Source organism: Natronorubrum halalkaliphilum (assembly GCF_009834785.1).
GTDB classification, from domain to species: domain Archaea; phylum Halobacteriota; class Halobacteria; order Halobacteriales; family Natrialbaceae; genus Natronorubrum; species Natronorubrum halalkaliphilum.
In genome coordinates this window covers 1-17,479 of record NZ_WUYX01000047.1, presented here as the reverse complement: position 1 = coordinate 17,479, position 17,479 = coordinate 1, and the positions used below count along the sequence as shown (strand labels likewise).

Sequence of the window (17,479 nt, the reverse complement as noted above, 5' to 3'; positions counted from 1 at the left end):
TTGACGTGTATAAGGGCGACGGTCAGGGACCGGTTCCCGCCCCCGCTGAAAAACCCGTGTCAGTGACCGGGGTATCGTTGACGGGGCTCTGTCACGTATAGCGACGAAATGGAACCGCTGTATCTGGCCGTCGGTATCGTCGTACTCGTCGCCGTGATCGTCGATATCCTCTGGACGACCCTCTGGGTGGACGGCGGCTCCGGGCCGCTCTCCGGGCGGTTGACGACCTGGACCTGGCGCGGACTGCGAACGCTGAGCGGAGACCATCCGCGAGCACTGAGTCTCGCCGGCCCGCTCATTCTCGCGTTCACACTCGCGATGTGGATCGCGCTGCTCTGGATCGGCTGGACGTTCCTCTTTGCCGGCGACAAGACCGCACTCATCAGTCCGCAGACCGGTGAGTACGCCGACTGGACGGGCCGATTCTACTACGTCGCCTACACGATGTTTACGAACGGCAACGGCGACTATTCGCCGACGACCGGGACGTGGGAGATCGCCAGTTCGTTCACGACGGCGACGGGAATGGCCTTCGTCACCCTCGGCGTCTCCTACATCCTCACCGTTCTCGGTGCGGTCTCCGAGAAACGATCGTTCGCCAGCGACGTCACCGGACTCGGCGAGCGCAGCGAGGCGTTCGTCCGCGCGGGCTGGAACGGCACCGACGAGGAGTTCCGCGGGCTTGACCTGCCGATGGAGTCGCTCTCGACGCAACTGTCGCTGCTGGCCGATCAGCACAAGGCCTACCCGATCCTCCACTACTACCACAGCGAACAGCCGTCGAGGGCCTCGGCCATGGCCGTCCCGATCTTCGACGAGGCGCTTACCCTCTTTCGCCACGGCGTCGACGAGGACGCACAGCCGAATCCCACACTGGTCGAGAACGCCCGCGCGAGCGTGGATAGCTACCTCGACACCCTCGAGACGGCCTTCATCGAGCCAGCCGACGAGGTGCCGCCGCCGCCGGATCTCGAGCGCGTTCGCGACGAGGAGATTCCAACCGCCGACGACGACGAACTCGACGAGGCGCTCGAGGAACTCTCCGAGCGCCGACGGAAGTTACTCGGCGTCGTCCGAGCGGATGCGTGGTACTGGCCGTCGCTGGACGAGTGAGGCTCGTCGACGACGACCTGATCCGTGCGACGGTCGCCGAACACCCCATTCACTTTCACTCCGGTAACGCACACCTTTTAGCCCCGCCGTTAGTATGGGGGGACAATGACGTCGTTCCAGTCGACACTCGGTGAGGAAGCCGGGATCGCCGAGGAGCTGGCAGAGAGCCAGCAAGCGATCTCGATCGCCGAGTTCTTCGAGAAGAACAAGCATATGCTCGGCTTCGACAGCGGTGCTCGAGGCCTCGTTACGGCGGTCAAAGAAGCCGTCGACAACGCCTTAGACGCCGCCGAAGAAGCGGGTATTCTCCCGGACATCTACGTTGAAATCGAAGAGGCGGGCGACTACTATCGCCTGATCGTCGAGGACAACGGGCCGGGTCTGACGAAAGAAACGCTTCCCAAGGTCTTCGGGAAACTGCTGTACGGATCGCGTTTCCACGCGCGCGAACAATCCCGCGGTCAGCAGGGGATCGGGATCTCCGCCGCGGTGCTCTACGCCCAACTCACCAGCGGGAAACCCGCCAAGATCACGAGTCGAACCCAGGGTGCGAGCGAGGCGGAGTACTTCGAACTCATCGTCGACACCGACGATAACGAACCCGAGATCAGCGTCGAAGAGACCACCTCGTGGGACCGTCCTCACGGTACGCGCATCGTCCTCGAGATGGAGGCGAACATGCGTGCGCGCAACCAGCTTCACGACTACATCAAGCACACGGCGGTCGTCAACCCCCACGCACGCCTCGAACTCCGCGAACCGCAGGAACACTTCAAGTTCGAGCGGGCGACGGATCAGTTGCCCGAAGAGACCGAAGAGATCCGTCCACACCCCCACGGCGTCGAACTCGGGACCGTCATGAAGATGCTGACGGCGACGGACTCCCAGACGGTCTCCGGATTCCTCCAGGAAGAGTTCACCCGCGTCGGCAAGAAGACCGCCGATTCGGTCATCGACGAGTTCCGCGACCGCCACTACGGTCGCGAGATGCGCTGGCGACCGCCCGCGAGTCGCGAGGATATCGATCTCCACGCCGCCGTCTCGAACGCGACGTCGAACAAGGGCGCCGACGCGACGGCCGCCTTCGCCGACGCCATCGCCGACGCGGTCGACGATCACGACCGGATCGCCCACCACGAACTCCTCGAGGTCGTCGATTCGGCGGCCGATGCCGTCGAGGACGACCACGGCACCACGTTCGGCGACACCGTCCGAGAAAACGCCGTCGAGGCCGTCTGGCTCGCGCTGATCGACGCTCGCGAACTCGAAGACGAGACCGAAGCCGACGCCGACGCCGCAAGCGCTACCGACGATAACCCGAGCGAACCCGACGTCTCGAGACTCGTCGCCGGCCTCTACGAACTCGCCGACGAGGCGACGAGCACCCGCAAGGACGACGAGGTCATCCACGCCTTCGCCGAGCGGTTCGCGGCCAAGTTCGAGGACGCACGCGAGGCCGAGGAAAACGTCCGCCATCGACTCACCCGAACGGAACTCGAGGCGTACGTCGACCGAGCGGCGGATCTCACCGAGGAGTACGACGATATTACGTTCGGCGACACCGCTCGCGAGAACGTCGTAGACGCGGTCTGGGGCGTGATGTCGACCGTTCCCGACGACCCGCCGCTCGTTCGCGAACTCAACAACGACCGTGACGCCACCAGCAACCTCGTCGACGGGATGCGCGCGACCGACATCATGGCCCCGCCGACGCGGTGTCTCGCCCCCATTACCGAGGACCTGATCTCGGCCGGCCTCGAGAAGGAGTTCGACGCCGACTTCTACGCCTCCGCGACGCGAGACGCCGAGGTCCACGGCGGCGACCCGTTCATCGTCGAGGCGGGTATCGCCTACGGCGGCGACCTCCCCGCGGAGGGCAGCGCGGACGTCATGCGGTTTGCAAACCGCGTCCCGCTGGTCTACCAGCGCGGTGCCTGTGCGACGACCGACGTGGTCAAATCCATCGGCTGGCGAAACTACGGCCTCGACCAGCCCGGCGGCTCCGGTCTCCCGAACGGACCGGCCGTCATCATGGTCCACGTCGCCTCCACGAACGTCCCCTTCACCAGCGAGTCGAAAGACGCCGTCGCGAACGTTCCGGAGATGGAAGACGAGATCGAACTCGCGATCCGGGAGGCCGCACGCGAACTCAAGAGCTATCTGAACAAGCGCCGCTCGATGCAACAGCGTCGGAAGAAACAGAACGTCCTGGGCAAGATACTCCCCGAGATGGCCGAGAAGGTTGCCGAGGTGACCGGCCGAGAGGAGCCGAACATCGACGACGCCATCGCCCGGATTATGAACAACGTGCTCGTCGAGCGCGGCGTCGAGGAAAACGGCGACGGCCAGGCCGTCTCGGTCACCGTCGAAAACAACTCGAGTACGAACGAATCGCTCGAGATTACCGATATCGTGACCGCCGAACCGACTGGCCTCCCCGACGACGCGACCGTCGTCGAGATGGACGGCGAGTGGTTCATCAAGTGGGCTCCCGAGGTGTCGAGTAACGACGAAACCGCCCTCGAGTACGAGGTAGCCGACGGTGCCGAGTTCGATCTCGACGTCAAGGGTGTCGAAAGCGAGAAACTTACAGTGAAACAATGAGCGCAGACAACGAGCAGCAGGCACGAGAACAGTTGATCGATCTCGCGGCGCAGTTTTACGACCAGTTCGAACTGGGCGAGATCCCTCACATGTCCGTGCCGACGCGGACCAAGAACAACATCGAGTACGACGAGGACTCGAACGTCTGGGTCTACGGCGACCGGGAGTCGACTCGCTCCGCGAACTCCGTCAAGGGTGCTCGAAAGCTCCTCAAGGCGGTCTACACGATCGAGTTCCTCGCCGAGCAACTCGACGAAGACCGGTCGTCGACCCTGCGTGAACTCTACTATCTCTCGGAGAGTTGGGACAACAACGAGGCCCAGTTCAACGATCAGGACGAGTCCAACAGCATGATCGAGGACTTAGAGATCGTCTCTGGGGTCACTCGCGAGGACTTCCACATGCGCCCCGAGGAGTCGGGTGCGACGATCATGGGCCCTCTCAACCTGCGCGAACAGACTCGCCGCGGCGAACGCGAAATCCACTGTCAGGAAGACGTCGGCGAAGGCGGATACCAGATCCCGAACAACCCCGACACGATCGAGTTCCTCGACAACGACGCCGACTTCATTCTCGCGGTGGAGACCGGTGGTATGCGCGACCGACTCGTCGAGAACGGGTTCGACGAGGAGTACAACGCCCTCATCGTCCACCTGAAGGGCCAGCCCGCACGGGCGACCCGCCGCATCACCAAACGACTTCACGACGAACTCGACCTCCCCGTTACGGTCTTCGCCGACGGTGACCCGTGGTCCTATCGTATCTACGGGTCCGTCGCCTACGGCTCGATCAAGTCGGCCCACCTCTCGGAGTATCTCGCCACACCCGAAGCCAAGTACATCGGCATCCAGCCCGCCGATATCGTCGAGTACGAACTCCCGACCGATCCGCTCAGCGACTCGGACATCAACGCCCTCGAGAGCGAACTCGAAGACCCGCGATTCCAGACCGACTACTGGGAAGAACAGATCGAGTTACAGCTCGAGATCGGGAAAAAGTCCGAACAGCAGTCGCTCGCTGCACGCGGTCTGGACTTCGTGACGGATACGTATCTGCCGGAGCGACTCGACGAGATGGGGATCCTGTAACGCCGCTTTCGTTCGGACGCACGCGCCGGTTTCAGGTACGTTCCGATTCGCGATCTCGGTCCTGAGCCGTCGCCGACTCGCCGTGAGTCCGCTCGGTCGATGACGACTGGGCAGCGTTGGCACACTGCCGACAGTAGTAGTTACGGCCCTCGGCGGCCGTCAGGGGAATCCCGAGGACGCAGAACTCCTTCCGATACGTCCGTTCGACCCCGCGACCGACGGGATCGGCGCAGGCCGAACACGGCCTGTCGTAGGCGACGACGGTACGTTCGTCCACCGAGTGAACTCGTCCGTTGGCCGTTACCGGGTGACGGTTCGCGAGCCGGCGACTCACCGACGGGAGCACGCTCACCCCCATGGCGGCGAAGACGAACGCGAGCGCGAAGAGGATGAAACTCACCGCCGGCGGGCCCAACTGGACGCCGATCGCCGCGATAATCGCGGCCGTCAGCCAGCAGACCGCTGCAGTCGCCCGTCCGAGAAGGAGAGAGCCGGACGTCTTCTCGGCGTCGTCCCCGTTCTCGGTCTGCTCCGCTCGCAACACCATCCGCTCGGCGTCGCCGAAATACCGATACGCTCCGTAGAGTGCGTTGCCGAGCCCCATCGTGAACCAGACGGTGAGTACCGCGACGGCCAGATGCTCGTTGACGCTGCCGACCGTCCGGCGGACCATGACGGCGTGGTCGCCGAAGTCGTGCTCGAGTTCCCACCCGTCCCGCGAGGCGTTCGCGATTCGATACTCGAGGACGTCGCGATCGGTGGTTTCGGAACTCGACCCTGGCCGAAGCTCGTTGGTTCCCGACGCGGTCGCGGTCGACCCCGGTCCCGGTCCCCTGCTCACGTCGCGTCGCGTCTGGGACTGCGTCCCGGTCTGGCCGCTCGGAGCGCCACAGTTCGGACAGTAGTTCATCGAGGGCTCGAGACCGGTGCCACAGTTCGAACAGTACAGCGTCCCACCGGAATCCCGACTCGAGCGACGGTCTCCGCCCATACTCGAAGGGGCGACGAGGACGACACTAACTCTTTGGTCTTCTAGAATCCCCGACGTGTTCTCGAACGGCGTGACGGGTTAGTTCACGGCTCGTTCGTCGAGTACCACCGGGACACCGCGATTCGCGACGTCGACGACGAACGCGTCCGCATCGGTTTCGATCGATTCGAAAGTATCGTAGTGGACCGGGAGGACGAGGTCGGGCCGAATCCGCTCGGCTAGCGCGGCGGCTTCGTGGCGATCCATCGTGAACGTTCCGCCGATCGGCGGACAGAAGAGATCGACGTCCAGCTGCTCGTGGGACGGGAGGACGTCGGTATCGCCCGGCCAGAACGTTGAGACGCCGTCGACGGTGACGGCGAAGCCACAGCCGTCTCCCTCCGAATGGTACGGATCGCCCCGTTCGTCGACGTGAGCGCCGGCAGGATCGTTGTACGCGGGCGTGGTGAACAGATCCAGCGGCCCGAGGACGAACGACTCGTCCGCGCGGACGCGCTCGACCTCGTAGGGGAGGGCTTCGGGCTGTTCTTCGGCGTGATCAATCTCGCGGGCGTCGATCGACTCGTGGACGACGACGATGGCGTCCTCGTGAGCGACCCGCCGGATCGAGTCGGGATCGTAGTGATCGCCGTGGCTCACCAGAACGAGGTCGCCGTCGCGAGCGTCGTAGCCGTCGAGGACGCCGGCTGACTCCGGGCCGGGGTCCATGTAGATGACCACCCCGGTCTGGCCCTCGAGGCGGATCGTCGCGAGACCGAACCAGTCGACGGTCACCGCACCGAAACGAACAGTCATACGCCCCCTTTGTGCGACGGGATCGAAAATGGTTTGGCTCGTCGCGGGTCGGTCCGTGTGCTCGTCAGGGTCGTCGAATCGAGTGTGAGAGCGTGCCAACGCCTTCGACTTCGATCTCGACCTCGTCGCCGTCCTCGAGTGGTCCAACGCCTTCCGGCGTTCCGGTTGCGATTACGTCACCCGGCTCCAGGGTCATGTAGGTCGTAATCTCGGCGATCAGTTCCGGAATGGGGAAGATGAGCTGTTCGCGGGAGCCGTCCTGTTTCAGTTCGCCGTTGACCCGCGACCTGACGCTCGCGTCCTCGGGCACTTCGTCGGGCGTGGCGAGCACCGGGCCGAGCGGCGCAGCGCCGTCGAAGGCTTTCCCGCGGATCCAGTTCTGTTCCTCGCGCTGATCGTCTCGATTCGAGATGTCGTTGACGCAGGTAATGCCTTCGACGACGTCCATCGCGTCGGCGACGGGCACGTGCCGACACTGTTCGCCGATGACGACGCCCAGTTCGGCCTCGTGGTCGATCCGTTCTTTGCCCGCGGGCGCGGTGACGGTGTCGCCGTGGGCCGCGACCGCGTTTGGTGGTTTCAGGAACAATAGCGGACGGTCCGGCACGTCGTTGCCCATCTCGTCCGCGTGGTCGGCGTAGTTGCGTCCGATACAGACGATTTTCGACGGCTCACAGGGCGGAAGGATATCGATTTCGTCGCTCTCGAGTGCGAAACTCTGGTTGCCAAAGTGGACGGAACCGCTTTCGAGTTCGCCACGGCGGACGGCACCGGCAGGGTCGCGGAATCGAACGTATTTCATGCGGGAAGGGTCGTGTCGCGGCATGAAAAGAATTGAGATGGCGGCACTCGAGAGACGGTCGCTCTGTCCCGGCGCCAGCGAGCGCCGGAGCGTCGTGAGATTCGTACTGCCGGACGACGATGTGAAAGCCGGACGTGCTGCTGGCCATCGCGGTCGGAGGCGTCCGCAGAACCACTGCGTGTTGCTGGGCACCGTAATCCGGTGGTTTGGTCACCGGCCGTAAATTCGCGACCGACTTCGTATTGATCCCTGTCGGGCAGCATCAGAAGCGACGATACCAGTCGAGTAACGCAGTTATCGGGGCGAACTCGTCAGGGAGCGATTGTGACCGCAGTCTCGGTAGAAACGTGACGAGTATTTGAGCACGTGAGGGCGTGCCACTACGGGCACGGAACGGAACGTTTTTTACTAGGCCCCAGCAATCAGCTAATGCGCTCGCTCCGTTGGTGTAGTCCGGCCAATCATTTCGGCCTTTCGAGCCGATGACCTGGGTTCAAATCCCAGACGGAGCATTTTTCGGCGAACAAACTCGTGAGCCGAAAATGCGATCCTGGATTTGAATTAGACCAGACGCGCGCAGCGTAGCGAGCACGTCTGGGCGTAGTTCAAATCCCAGACGGAGCATCCCACGGCTTTTCCGCCCCGTATTTTCTGGAGATGAACGTATGTCCGCCGCTCAGGCCGTTGTGATTCGCCGCATTGGCCAAAAACCACGGCGTCTTGCGCTTCTATCGGTTCGTCAAATCGGTGTCCAATACCCTCGACATTCCGTGTGCCACCGCAGTCTGGAGAACGGCTGTCCGAGCGCGAGCTGATCGACTGCGGATCCGTTACTGGGACCACGCGTTGGGAAAGCACGATTTCAGCATCAATCAGTACGGGTACCGCCGCTTACTCGAGAGGGTCCGACTCGATCGAGATCGCTCGGGCAGCCGTTGCTTTGAACGAGACGGTGATCGTCCGCTCTGGCTCGAGCGCCAATCGATCCGAACTGGCTTTGGTGATCAGCGCCTGAATCGTACTGTCCGCTCCGAGTTGAACAGATACTCTCACGACCGCGTCACCGGGTTCGATTCCGTCTACGGTACCAGTAAATTGATTCCGTAAACTCGTTCCGTCCGTTTGCGGCGCTTCGTCCGGGTCGGTCAAGACGACTGCGTCGGAGCGAACGGTAATTTGGGCTTCGGTCGCCCCGTCGGGAACCAGCGCGAGGACCGAACCGATGTCAGTATCGACGGTCGCAAGTTCCCCGGATCGATCTCGGACAGTCCCCGTAAAGACGGACTCCGTTACCTGTGCAACGCCGTCGAGTTCCGCTTCGTGCCGGTCGAACTGCTGGCGTAGCTCTCGGGCAGTTTGCGTCAGTTTGGTTCCGCCGCCACCGCTCCCGCCTCGCTGTCGCTCCGTGATCGTCCCCACGGCGTCTTCGATCTCGACGACGCGATTTTGTAATCGTGCATACGACCGTCCCAGCGCATCGGCTGCTTTGTGCATCGAACCGTACTGGTCGATCGCGTCGAGCATTTCGATGTCGCGCTGATCGATAGTGATGCCATCGACCGAGAGTTTCGTACTGTATTCCTTTTCAATCGTCATTATCGCGGACCTCGCTTCGGTACCGACGGAGATGGAACATGAGCTATCGTTCCTCAGTATATCAGTTCGCCCTCGATAAATTTCCGGGTGCGTTCGTCAGTCGGATTTTCGAAGACCGTTTCGGTATTTCCAACCTCGATAATGTCGTTCCCGAGGAGAACTGCGACTCTATCGGCGATCCGTTCAGCTTGATGCATGTCGTGCGTTGCGATAACGACGCCGATTCCGCGACGTCTCGCCTCGAGAATTGCGTCTTCGATAACCGCCGTATTTCGCGGATCGAGATCCGATGTCGGTTCGTCGAGAAGCAGAATATCCGGCTCGTAAGCCAGAGCGCGGGCGAACGCAACTCGCTGTGCCTCGCCGCCGGAGAGCGACGAGGCGTCTTGGTCGGCTTGCTCTCGTAATCCGACGGTCTCGAGGGCGTCGATGGCATCGCCCGTCCCGTTCGTCTTCCCGACCAGACTCGAGAGTTCGTGCCGAAGGCGATCGGTCCAGGATCGTCGAACCCGTAACCCGTATTCGGCGTTGCGACGGACGCTCGCGTCGAAGAGACTCGCTTCCTGAAAGACCATGCCAATTCGGCGGCGGTACTCGAGCCGCCGCTGCTCCGAGACGTCCCAGACGGCCTGGTTCTCGTACTCGATCGACCCCCGATTCGGCGCGTCGAAGAGGGCGAGCAATCGGAGCAGCGTGGATTTCCCGACACCGGACGGTCCGATGATTGCGACGACTTCGCCGGGCGACACCGAGAGCGAGACGCCTTCGAACACCGTTTCGGTCCCGTAGCCGTGATGGACGTCTATCGCCTCGAGTGTCATTCGTACCGACCACCTCCGCCGCCGTTCCCGAGCCGAACCACAATCGCGTTGACGATCAACACGAGGACGACGAGAATCGCTCCGAGGATCATCGCCGTTTCGAACCGTCCCTGTCGCGCCTCGAGCTGTATCGCCGTCGTGATCGTTCGCGTAACCGAGGTTCCGTCCGAGCTGGCGATGTTCCCGCCGACGATAAGGACGGAGCCGACTTCGCTGATCGCCCGTCCGAAGCCGGCGAGAACCGCCGTCGCAATCCCGTAACGGGCTTCCTTGATCGTGACGAGCGCGACGTCCGTCTTCGTGCCACCCATCGCATACGCCGCATCACGGACGTTCTGTTCGACGCTACTGACGGCAGCGAGGCTGACGCCCGTGATTACCGGTGCGGCGAGAATGAACTGTGACATGATCATCGCTTCGGTCGTGAACACGAGATCGAACGATCCGAGCGGCCCCTGATTCGACACTGCAAAGAGGACGACGAGACCGACGACGACGCTCGGAAACCCCATCCCCGTGTTGATGATCGAGGTGAGCAGCGTCTTCCCGCGAAAGTCCTTGAAGCCGACGAGGAGCGCCACCGGGAGGCTGAATAGCGTACTCAGTACGACCGCAGTGAGGCTCACGTACAGGGAGACGTAGATGATACTCCGAATGTAGTTCCACTCGAAGGGGAAATCGATCAGGAGCGGCGTCAGCGTATCGGGTTCGAGGGGCATTCTATCGGACCTTACTCGTCACTGTTCGAACTTTCCCATCCTTCGGGGACGTACTGTTGGAAATTCGGTTCCTCGGACAGCGCTTCGGCGAAGAACAACTGCTCGCCCTCCGACGTGTATTCCTCGATGATCTCCTGTCCCTCGATGCTCGTGATGTAGCCGATGTACGCCATCGCGAGATCGTATTCGACGTGATCGTGAACGGCGGGATTGACGGCGACGATTCCGTACGGATTCATGAGGGGTTCCGGCCCGCCCTCGACGGGACCCTGGACGTGAATATCGAGATTGATCTCGCTCTGCATGTCGATGAACGTCCCGCGATCACTCAGCGTGTACGCGTCCTGCATGCTCGCCTGGTTCAGGATTTCACCCATGCCGCCGCCGCCGTCGATGTACCACTCGCCGAACGCTTCGACCGTCAGCCCCGCCGTGTCCCAGAGTTCGAGTTCTTTCGTGTGCGTTCCCGAATTGTCGCCGCGAGAAACGAACTCCGATTCCGCCTCGCTGATCTCGGTTAGCGCGGTTTCGATGTCCGTTTCGCCCGAAATACCGCCGGGGTCGTCCGGCGGGCCGACGAGGACGAAGTCATTGAACATGAGGTCGCGGCGGTTGACGCCATATCCTTCGTCCATGAACTCGTCCTCGAGCGAGCGAGCGTGAACCATGACCACGTCCGAGTCCCCGTTCCGAGCGGTCTCGAGTGCGGCACCGGTCCCCTGAGCGACGGTATCGACGGTAACACCGTATCGGTCTTCGAACGGGGCGTTCAATTCATCGAGAAGGCCCGTATCGTACGTACTCGTCGTCGTGGTCAACGTCAACGTTTCACCGCTGATCTCTGGACTGTTCTCGTTGTCACCGGTATCGCCAGCGAGAGCCGCACAGCCGGCTAATCCGACCGCGGCGCTGCTTCCAATCGCAGCGACGAGCCCCCTCCGTTGTATCTCCATAGATACTTCGATAGGAGGACGGCTGAAATACCTTTGGATGACAGCGGCTCACCCGGATTGTCGGCCTCGCACGAGAACTCTGTTACATGACCCAGCGGGAGCCGCGTCGGACCCTCGAGTGCGATCGAGTGTGCACCGACTTCCAGTGGCTCCTATGGTTTCAGTCGTTACTGTAGGGGTGGTTCCGATGGTTTTTCTCACGCTAATCTCGAGGCTCGACAGTCTCGCATACGACAAAAGCCGCTCATCTCTCGAACCGCTGGGTCAGCGCGTAGGCTCGAGTCCGCGATTCAAGCCCGCCCTCATACGGTTTACTGTAGTCAATTACCGTCGATCACCGACCCCGTCCCTGGTGATCGGCGGTACATAGTTACAGCAATCCGTATCAGTGATCGATACCGGGTCGTTGGAAGGTTGTTTCTTCCGCGGACGGGTTCTCGAGCGCGTGGTCGATTTCCGGCGCGGCCAGAACGTCGTTTCGGTCGGATTCGTTCGGCCGTTTGAAGTAGTACGTGTCTGCACAGCCGGCAACCATATTCGTGAGTGACTGATCGTCCTCGTGAACGACCGAAACGAGGTCTCCCGTGACGGCGATCAGTACTGCGTCGGCTGGTTTGTGCAGTTCCTCCCGAAGTTCGTCGACAGTACACTCCTCGGGTAGCTGTAAGTGCACGCCGTCGACGGTCGCCCATCGCGTCTCCATGCATCGTTCTTGTGGCGTCGCGCCCTATACTATTGGGCCCGCAGCTACAGGCCGCTTACGAAATGCCGGCACTCTACTGCGCTCCGGTGTCGTTTCGGCCCCGTGGAACACTCTCTCAAACGGCGTTCCCCTCGAGTTCGTCGATGGAGTACCGTCGTCCGCAGTTCAGACACTGATAACCGACCTCAACGTGCTCGTAGAGTCGCTCCCCACAGTTCTGACACCGCCAGTCGGGGTGCCTCATCCCAGTTGAAACCCGGGACCGGAAAAGAATAAACGCACGGGTGGGCAAGCAGGCGAGCGGCCGGCGACGGAGTTACCCGTTCGCCCATCGAACACGCCCGCATGGACGACCACACCAGCGACCCCGCCGTCGCGCCGCCGCCCGGCGCCGAGACGCCGACGGGCTGGCTCGTCGACGACCGACGCTGGGAACACGCGACGCTTCGTCGAGCGACGGACCACGGCGTCCGGCTGTTCAACGCGGGTGCCTACCACGAGAGCCACGACTGCTTCGAACTGGAGTGGTACAACTACGGCCGCGGCTCCACCGAGAGCGCCTTTCTCCACGGGATGGTCCAGGTCGCTGCGGGCGCGTACAAACGCGTCGACTTCGAAAACGACGACGGGATGCGGTCGCTCTTCCGAACCGCATTGCAGTACTTACAGGGTGTACCCCGCGACTACTACGGCGTCGACGTCCTCGAGGTCCGAACCGCGCTCACGAACGCGCTGGAGGATCCGGGCCGAATCGACGGCTGGCAAATCCCCCTGGACGGCGAGCGACCCGAGGCTCGAGCGCTCGATTTCGAGTACGCCGACGCACTCGAGGAGTGACAGTTTTCCCCCTCTCATCGTGTCGGGAGGGGCTTCACTGACGGACAGTAGCCCGGTCTACTCGAACGCAACTGGGAACCTGAATATTCGCGAATGTGAGAGACCGAATCGCCTTTGGCCTCCCAGCCCAATACTAGACCAATGAGAGTTGCACAGATCGGGTCGGGAACGCCGGAGATCGCCGTCGTCGCGGGCGTCCACGGAGACGAACCCTGCGGCGTCCGAGCCGTCGAACGGCTCCTCGACGAACGCCCGACCGTCGAACGGCCGGTCAAACTCATCGTCGCCAACGAACGCGCTCTCGAGCGACAGGTCCGGTTCGTCGACGAAGATTTGAACCGTGCGTTCCCCGGTGATCCGGACGCAGCGACCCACGAAGCCCAGCTTGCACACCGACTCGTCGACGAACTCGAAGGCTGTTTCACCTTCTCGATGCACTCGACGCAGAGCCACGCCGATCCGTTCGCGATCGTCAACAGCGTCAGCGAGACCGCAAACGAGCTTGTTCCACAGCTTCCCGTGTCGGCGATGGTCGAGACGAGCAACTTCGCGGAGGGGCGACTCTTCTCGGAGATCGACACGATCGAAGTCGAGTGCGGCCTGCAGGGGTCGGAGACGGCCGCCCAGAACGCCGATCGGCTGACGCGGGCGTTTTTGACAGCGGTGGGTGTGTTACCGGGCGATACGGTTCACCGAGATCTGCCCGTCTATCGGCTCACCGACGTGATCCGTAAGGCGCAGGCGGACACGTACGAGGTGTTCGTCGACAACTTCACGGAAGTCGAAGCCGGTGATCCGTTCGCGGCCGCCGACGGCAACGAACAGGTCGCCGAGGAGGCGTTTTACCCGGTCCTTATGTCTTCGAACGGCTACCGCGACGTGTTCGGTTACGCTGCAGAAAAGGTATCGGTCCTCACGCCGTCGACAGCCGCCGACTGACGCCGACGTCTCGAGGCACTGTTTTCGACTCACTGCTGCCGGCGGAGCCACGGTATCGCGGTGCTCGTTTCCGGCGTCGGTCTTTCGAAGCCAGCACGTGACTCGTCGACCCCGACTCCGGTCACGAGGACGGTTCGGGCTGCTCCAAGAGACCGTCCGGCGGCCACCGTTCGAGTTCCGCCGCGGCTGTGAGCAGACAGTCGACGTCTTCGGTATCGACCAGCGATACCCGTTCTTCGGTCCAGTCGACAGCGATAATGTCGTGCGATATCAGCCGCGGGAAATGCTGGTGGACCAACCGGACCTGCGCGCGGTCGACTTTATCGTCGCTAATCGTTCCGGTCGGGATCCGGTGTCGGCGAGATGCGACCCGTTCTGCAAGTATCGAGACGGACATTGATCCATCACTGTCTAACAGCTCGTGAAGGATGAGCTGACGATCAGCGCTCGCGAGAACTCGAAAAGCGTCCGTCTGGTTCATTGCCGTTCGTTCCTTCGAACGGGCTGTTCCCGAATAGGTTCCGTGCCTAAAGGCGTTGGATCGTTCCGGTACGCGACGGCCAGCGAACCCAAGCCGCCGGGACGCTCGCACCGTCCCAGTCAGAACGACTGTGATTCGTCAGTACTTTCATCTGGCTTCGTACCGAAGAGACGGTAATGAGTAATTTGTCCTCTCGAGCGTTGGATCTCCTGATCGTCGAAGACAACCCGGGAGATGCGCGACTCGTGCAGGAAGCCTTCGGCGAGCCGGACGACGCGAGTTCACTCCACGTCGTCTCCGACGGCGACGAAGCGCTCGATTTCGTCCACCAGCGCGGCGATCACGCGGCCGCACCGAGGCCCGACCTCATTCTCCTCGACTGGAATATCCCTCGAACCAGCGGGAAAGCCGTCCTGACGGAACTGAAGGGGGATCCGGATCTCAAGCAAATTCCGGTGACCGTTCTGACGGGGTCACAGGACGAGAGCGACATCGTTACCTCGTATACGAACCACGCAAACGCCTGTCTGACGAAAGCGGTCGAACCCGGCGAGTTTATGGACACTCTCGAGACGTTCAAGAAGTTCTGGCTCTCCACCGCACAACTGCCGACGACGGAGGAAGAGCGCTGAGACGGACTGTTGTACGAGGTCCCGGAAACCACGGCCGGGTGCGGCTGTATTCGCGTCGGTACTGACTGACGGTAGACCGCCCGAGTCGGGTCGATCGACTCTTCGCCTCCACTCGAAGGCCCATCCGAGATATACACAATTTTCCCCGCGTCGGTAGCTTTGATACGCTGGCAACCTCTTCCGACGAGTGATGACTGTAACGCTTCCCGTCGCCATGCTCGCGGAACTGTTCCCCAACGGGATCAGCCACTACGCGATCGGCGGCCTGTTCGTCGGCCTCGGAGTCGCCGTGATCTATCTCGGGACCGGCATTGCGGCCGGCGCGAGCACGTTCCTCGAGTCGACGCTCTCCTACGGCTCGTCGCTCTCTCGGTTTCAGCGGTATCGCCCCTCGCGTGACTGGCGAGTCGTTTTCACGCTGGGAATCGTCGCCGGCGCGGCCGTCTACGCGCTCGCCTTTCAGGACGGACTCTGGACGACCGACGTCCAGTGGTGGCGTCTCCTGCTCGGCGGCGTCCTTATCGGGATCGGGACCCGCGTCGGCAAGGGCTGTACCTCCGGCCACGGCGTCTGTGGCGTCGGCTCGGTCTCGAGTGCCTCCTTCGTCGGCGTGATGACGTTCCTGTTGATCGCGATCGGAACCGCACAACTGGTGCAGGCTGCGGGGGTGAGCCCATGAGCGCCGACCACGAACAACACCGGCTGTTCCTGCCGCTGGTGTTCGTCGGCGGACTCATCTTCGGCTTCGGCCTTGGCTTCAGTCAGATGGCCCAGCCCGAGGTCGTCCTGAGCTTCCTGCAGTTCGAGGACTTCGGCCTGTTGTTCGTCATGTTCGGTGCCGCAGTCGTAACCGGGATCACCTTTTTCGGCGTGAAACAGCTCCGCAGTACGGCACCCCTTACGGGTGCGGTCTACGGTCGGCGGCTGAAGACGCTCGATAAGAACGTCGTCATCGGCGGCGGCATCTTCGGCGTCGGCTGGGGCCTGTCGGGTATCTGTCCCGGTGCGGCCTACGCCAGTCTCGGTATCGGCAACTACGCCATCCTCTGGGGGATCGCCGGCATGTTCATCGGCGCCTACATCCAGGGTTTCTGGCGCTCGACTCGCGCCGACCACGGGTTACCGGCGGCGACCGCCGACTGATACGGATTGCTGTAACTATGTACCGCCGATCGCCGATCCGTTCTGGTGATCGGTGGTAACAGCTCGAATGACGCAAGGCCTATCCCCGTTCATCACCAACGAATCGAACATGGACTTCCCACCGAACCAGGGGCTCGATCAGGACGAGGTCGACGAACAGGTCGCGGAAACGATCGACGAAAACGACGTCGTCCTCTTCATGAAGGGGACCGAGCTGATGCCACAGTGTGGGTACTCCCGCAAAGCGCTCGGACTCATCGACCAATACCGCGACGACTACGAGACGGTCGACGTCCTCGAGTCCTTGGACGAGTACCGCGTGGCACTCAACGAACACAGCGGCTGGGAGACGATTCCGCAGACGTTCGTCGACGGCGAATTCGTCGGCGGCTCGGACATTCTGGAAGAACTCGAGGAACGCGACGAACTCGAGGCGACGCTGCAGGGGGAGTAACCCCCGTTTCAAACTGCCGGACATTCATCAGGACGGATAACTCACGCATATAATAGCAGATCATATAAGTCACGCCTACGTACTAGGACTCAACGGCTGTCGTCGCACACCATCCCACTATGTCAACAGAGGAATCCAGACACGTATATCGGCTGCACTCGACCCTTGAACTGCCCCTCGAAGACCTTCGCGAGCACATCGAGGAAGCCACGTACCCGGATGGCGTCGCCGACGTAGAGATTACGCGGCGAAACAACACGCTCATTCTCAAGGCCGTCGCCACGGACGAATCGGTCAGCAAGTACACCCCGACGGCCCAGCTCAAGGCCAGCGTTACCGAAAACCGAGTCTACGAGGAGGATCCCGACGAACGCCGGAACTCCTTCCGGTGGGACGAAGAGGAAGAAGAGGAGATCGAGTCCGAACTCGTCGAGTTCGCGGCGTTCAAGGGCGACCGCGAGACCGTCCTACAGAACTCGCTGTTACAGTATCAGATGTTTCTCGTCCTCTGTGGGATCGCCGAAGCCGCCGAAAAGGGAACCCTGACGGCGATTTCGGAACGTGACGGCGACCTCGAGGCGACGCGGATCGTCGAGGGCGAGCCTCGTCCGGCCGACATCGAAGTCGTCGAAGGGCCCCGCGAACACCAGTCCGGCCAGGGAGGAGTCAACTGGCGGGACAACAAGTTCATCAGCGACTGAGCGGACACCGCGTTTTCCGCTAGCGTACGTGTTTAGCCCCAGCTGATTTCGTTAGTATCTCGTAGGGGGCGATCTACGGTGGAGATATGCTTTGTCGGCAGGGGTCA

Annotated in this window: 20 protein-coding genes and 1 tRNA gene; 11 read left to right on the top strand and 10 right to left on the bottom strand. The window is 62.1% G+C overall.

Annotated features, from left to right (window positions below; translation table 11 throughout):
- The first annotated feature begins 108 nt into the window (after nucleotides 1-108).
- From GS429_RS15155 to GS429_RS15145, 3 genes are all read left to right on the top strand, one after another.
- Entirely contained in the window at nucleotides 109-1,113 is a 1,005-nt protein-coding gene (locus tag GS429_RS15155; protein ID WP_160066200.1) for a potassium channel family protein, read from the top strand.
- A gap of 105 nt (nucleotides 1,114-1,218) precedes the next feature.
- A complete protein-coding gene (locus tag GS429_RS15150) occupies nucleotides 1,219-3,717 on the top strand; it encodes a DNA topoisomerase VI subunit B (RefSeq protein ID WP_160066199.1) in 2,499 nt (832 codons plus the stop codon).
- Entirely contained in the window at nucleotides 3,714-4,805 is a 1,092-nt protein-coding gene (locus tag GS429_RS15145) for a DNA topoisomerase IV subunit A (RefSeq protein ID WP_160066198.1), read from the top strand. The genes GS429_RS15150 and GS429_RS15145 overlap by 4 nt, the downstream gene beginning before the upstream one ends.
- Before the next feature lie 31 nt (nucleotides 4,806-4,836).
- Here the strand turns inward: GS429_RS15145 and GS429_RS15140 are convergent, their stop codons facing one another.
- From GS429_RS15140 to GS429_RS15130, 3 genes are all read right to left on the bottom strand, one after another.
- On the bottom strand, nucleotides 4,837-5,796 hold the full coding sequence (locus GS429_RS15140) for a DUF8108 domain-containing protein (RefSeq protein ID WP_160066197.1): 960 nt from the start codon (nucleotides 5,794-5,796) through the stop codon (nucleotides 4,837-4,839).
- A gap of 78 nt (nucleotides 5,797-5,874) precedes the next feature.
- The gene (locus GS429_RS15135) at nucleotides 5,875-6,591 is read right to left on the bottom strand and encodes an MBL fold metallo-hydrolase (protein ID WP_160066196.1); all 717 of its coding nucleotides are present in this window, start codon (nucleotides 6,589-6,591) and stop codon (nucleotides 5,875-5,877) included.
- A 64-nt stretch (nucleotides 6,592-6,655) separates the two neighbouring features.
- Nucleotides 6,656-7,393: a fumarylacetoacetate hydrolase family protein gene (locus GS429_RS15130; protein WP_160066195.1), complete on the bottom strand. Its 738-nt coding sequence runs from the start codon at nucleotides 7,391-7,393 to the stop codon at nucleotides 6,656-6,658.
- A gap of 437 nt (nucleotides 7,394-7,830) precedes the next feature.
- Here GS429_RS15130 and GS429_RS15125 point away from each other — a divergent pair.
- Nucleotides 7,831-7,905: transfer RNA gene (locus tag GS429_RS15125), tRNA-Glu, on the top strand.
- A gap of 379 nt (nucleotides 7,906-8,284) precedes the next feature.
- Here the strand turns inward: GS429_RS15125 and GS429_RS15120 are convergent.
- The 6 genes from GS429_RS15120 to GS429_RS22420 form a co-directional block, all read right to left on the bottom strand.
- Nucleotides 8,285-8,989, bottom strand: coding sequence for a TOBE domain-containing protein (locus GS429_RS15120; RefSeq protein ID WP_160066194.1), 705 nt, complete (start codon nucleotides 8,987-8,989; stop codon nucleotides 8,285-8,287).
- Between the two features lie 53 nt (nucleotides 8,990-9,042).
- Nucleotides 9,043-9,810: an amino acid ABC transporter ATP-binding protein gene (locus GS429_RS15115; protein ID WP_160066193.1), complete on the bottom strand. Its 768-nt coding sequence runs from the start codon at nucleotides 9,808-9,810 to the stop codon at nucleotides 9,043-9,045.
- On the bottom strand, nucleotides 9,807-10,529 hold the full coding sequence (locus GS429_RS15110) for an ABC transporter permease (protein ID WP_160066192.1): 723 nt from the start codon (nucleotides 10,527-10,529) through the stop codon (nucleotides 9,807-9,809). Before GS429_RS15110 ends, GS429_RS15115 begins: the two co-directional genes overlap by 4 nt.
- Nucleotides 10,530-10,540: 11 nt before the next feature.
- On the bottom strand, nucleotides 10,541-11,482 hold the full coding sequence (locus GS429_RS15105) for an ABC transporter substrate-binding protein (RefSeq protein WP_160066191.1): 942 nt from the start codon (nucleotides 11,480-11,482) through the stop codon (nucleotides 10,541-10,543).
- A gap of 385 nt (nucleotides 11,483-11,867) precedes the next feature.
- Complete coding sequence (locus GS429_RS15100; protein ID WP_160066190.1) at nucleotides 11,868-12,185, bottom strand: hypothetical protein; 318 nt, start codon at nucleotides 12,183-12,185, stop codon at nucleotides 11,868-11,870.
- Nucleotides 12,186-12,300: 115 nt separating this feature from the next.
- Nucleotides 12,301-12,429, bottom strand: a complete 129-nt coding sequence (locus GS429_RS22420) for a hypothetical protein (protein WP_268892304.1) — start codon at nucleotides 12,427-12,429, stop codon at nucleotides 12,301-12,303.
- A 101-nt stretch (nucleotides 12,430-12,530) separates the two neighbouring features.
- Here GS429_RS22420 and GS429_RS15095 point away from each other — a divergent pair, with 101 nt between their 5' ends.
- Complete coding sequence (locus GS429_RS15095) at nucleotides 12,531-13,022, top strand: DUF309 domain-containing protein (protein ID WP_160066189.1); 492 nt, start codon at nucleotides 12,531-12,533, stop codon at nucleotides 13,020-13,022.
- Nucleotides 13,023-13,163: 141 nt separating this feature from the next.
- On the top strand, nucleotides 13,164-13,961 hold the full coding sequence (locus GS429_RS15090; RefSeq protein WP_160066188.1) for a M14 family metallopeptidase: 798 nt from the start codon (nucleotides 13,164-13,166) through the stop codon (nucleotides 13,959-13,961).
- 121 nt (nucleotides 13,962-14,082) lie between these two features.
- On the opposite strand, the gene GS429_RS15085 is transcribed toward GS429_RS15090, so the two are convergent.
- The gene (locus tag GS429_RS15085) at nucleotides 14,083-14,442 is read right to left on the bottom strand and encodes a DUF7344 domain-containing protein (RefSeq protein ID WP_160066187.1); all 360 of its coding nucleotides are present in this window, start codon (nucleotides 14,440-14,442) and stop codon (nucleotides 14,083-14,085) included.
- Between the two features lie 176 nt (nucleotides 14,443-14,618).
- Between GS429_RS15085 and GS429_RS15080 the strand changes: the two genes are divergently transcribed.
- The 5 genes from GS429_RS15080 to GS429_RS15060 all read left to right on the top strand — a co-directional run bounded on the left by GS429_RS15080 (nucleotide 14,619) and on the right by GS429_RS15060 (nucleotide 17,372).
- On the top strand, nucleotides 14,619-15,074 hold the full coding sequence (locus GS429_RS15080) for a response regulator (protein ID WP_160066186.1): 456 nt from the start codon (nucleotides 14,619-14,621) through the stop codon (nucleotides 15,072-15,074).
- Between the two features lie 190 nt (nucleotides 15,075-15,264).
- Entirely contained in the window at nucleotides 15,265-15,753 is a 489-nt protein-coding gene (locus GS429_RS15075; protein ID WP_160066185.1) for a YeeE/YedE family protein, read from the top strand.
- Nucleotides 15,750-16,217, top strand: a complete 468-nt coding sequence (locus tag GS429_RS15070; protein WP_160066184.1) for a DUF6691 family protein — start codon at nucleotides 15,750-15,752, stop codon at nucleotides 16,215-16,217. Before GS429_RS15075 ends, GS429_RS15070 begins: the two co-directional genes overlap by 4 nt.
- 109 nt (nucleotides 16,218-16,326) lie before the next feature.
- A complete protein-coding gene (locus tag GS429_RS15065) occupies nucleotides 16,327-16,671 on the top strand; it encodes a glutaredoxin family protein (RefSeq protein ID WP_160066183.1) in 345 nt (114 codons plus the stop codon).
- A 119-nt stretch (nucleotides 16,672-16,790) separates the two neighbouring features.
- The gene (locus tag GS429_RS15060) at nucleotides 16,791-17,372 is read left to right on the top strand and encodes a DUF7110 family protein (RefSeq protein ID WP_160066182.1); all 582 of its coding nucleotides are present in this window, start codon (nucleotides 16,791-16,793) and stop codon (nucleotides 17,370-17,372) included.
- Nucleotides 17,373-17,479 lie beyond the last annotated feature (107 nt).

Coding starts and splice junctions, on each gene's coding strand:
- GS429_RS15110 (WP_160066192.1), bottom strand. CDS start 10,529: ATGCCCCTCGAACCCGATACGCTGACGCCGCTCCTGATCGATTTCCCC.
- GS429_RS15105 (WP_160066191.1), bottom strand. CDS start 11,482: ATGGAGATACAACGGAGGGGGCTCGTCGCTGCGATTGGAAGCAGCGCC.
- GS429_RS15070 (WP_160066184.1), top strand. CDS start 15,750: ATGAGCGCCGACCACGAACAACACCGGCTGTTCCTGCCGCTGGTGTTC.
- GS429_RS15080 (WP_160066186.1), top strand. CDS start 14,619: ATGAGTAATTTGTCCTCTCGAGCGTTGGATCTCCTGATCGTCGAAGAC.
- GS429_RS15115 (WP_160066193.1), bottom strand. CDS start 9,810: ATGACACTCGAGGCGATAGACGTCCATCACGGCTACGGGACCGAAACG.
- GS429_RS22420 (WP_268892304.1), bottom strand. CDS start 12,429: ATGAGGCACCCCGACTGGCGGTGTCAGAACTGTGGGGAGCGACTCTAC.
- GS429_RS15135 (WP_160066196.1), bottom strand. CDS start 6,591: ATGACTGTTCGTTTCGGTGCGGTGACCGTCGACTGGTTCGGTCTCGCG.
- GS429_RS15060 (WP_160066182.1), top strand. CDS start 16,791: ATGTCAACAGAGGAATCCAGACACGTATATCGGCTGCACTCGACCCTT.
- GS429_RS15090 (WP_160066188.1), top strand. CDS start 13,164: ATGAGAGTTGCACAGATCGGGTCGGGAACGCCGGAGATCGCCGTCGTC.
- GS429_RS15130 (WP_160066195.1), bottom strand. CDS start 7,393: ATGAAATACGTTCGATTCCGCGACCCTGCCGGTGCCGTCCGCCGTGGC.
- GS429_RS15140 (WP_160066197.1), bottom strand. CDS start 5,796: ATGGGCGGAGACCGTCGCTCGAGTCGGGATTCCGGTGGGACGCTGTAC.
- GS429_RS15100 (WP_160066190.1), bottom strand. CDS start 12,185: ATGGAGACGCGATGGGCGACCGTCGACGGCGTGCACTTACAGCTACCC.
- GS429_RS15065 (WP_160066183.1), top strand. CDS start 16,327: ATGGACTTCCCACCGAACCAGGGGCTCGATCAGGACGAGGTCGACGAA.
- GS429_RS15150 (WP_160066199.1), top strand. CDS start 1,219: ATGACGTCGTTCCAGTCGACACTCGGTGAGGAAGCCGGGATCGCCGAG.
- GS429_RS15085 (WP_160066187.1), bottom strand. CDS start 14,442: ATGAACCAGACGGACGCTTTTCGAGTTCTCGCGAGCGCTGATCGTCAG.
- GS429_RS15075 (WP_160066185.1), top strand. CDS start 15,265: ATGACTGTAACGCTTCCCGTCGCCATGCTCGCGGAACTGTTCCCCAAC.
- GS429_RS15155 (WP_160066200.1), top strand. CDS start 109: ATGGAACCGCTGTATCTGGCCGTCGGTATCGTCGTACTCGTCGCCGTG.
- GS429_RS15095 (WP_160066189.1), top strand. CDS start 12,531: ATGGACGACCACACCAGCGACCCCGCCGTCGCGCCGCCGCCCGGCGCC.
- GS429_RS15145 (WP_160066198.1), top strand. CDS start 3,714: ATGAGCGCAGACAACGAGCAGCAGGCACGAGAACAGTTGATCGATCTC.
- GS429_RS15120 (WP_160066194.1), bottom strand. CDS start 8,989: ATGACGATTGAAAAGGAATACAGTACGAAACTCTCGGTCGATGGCATC.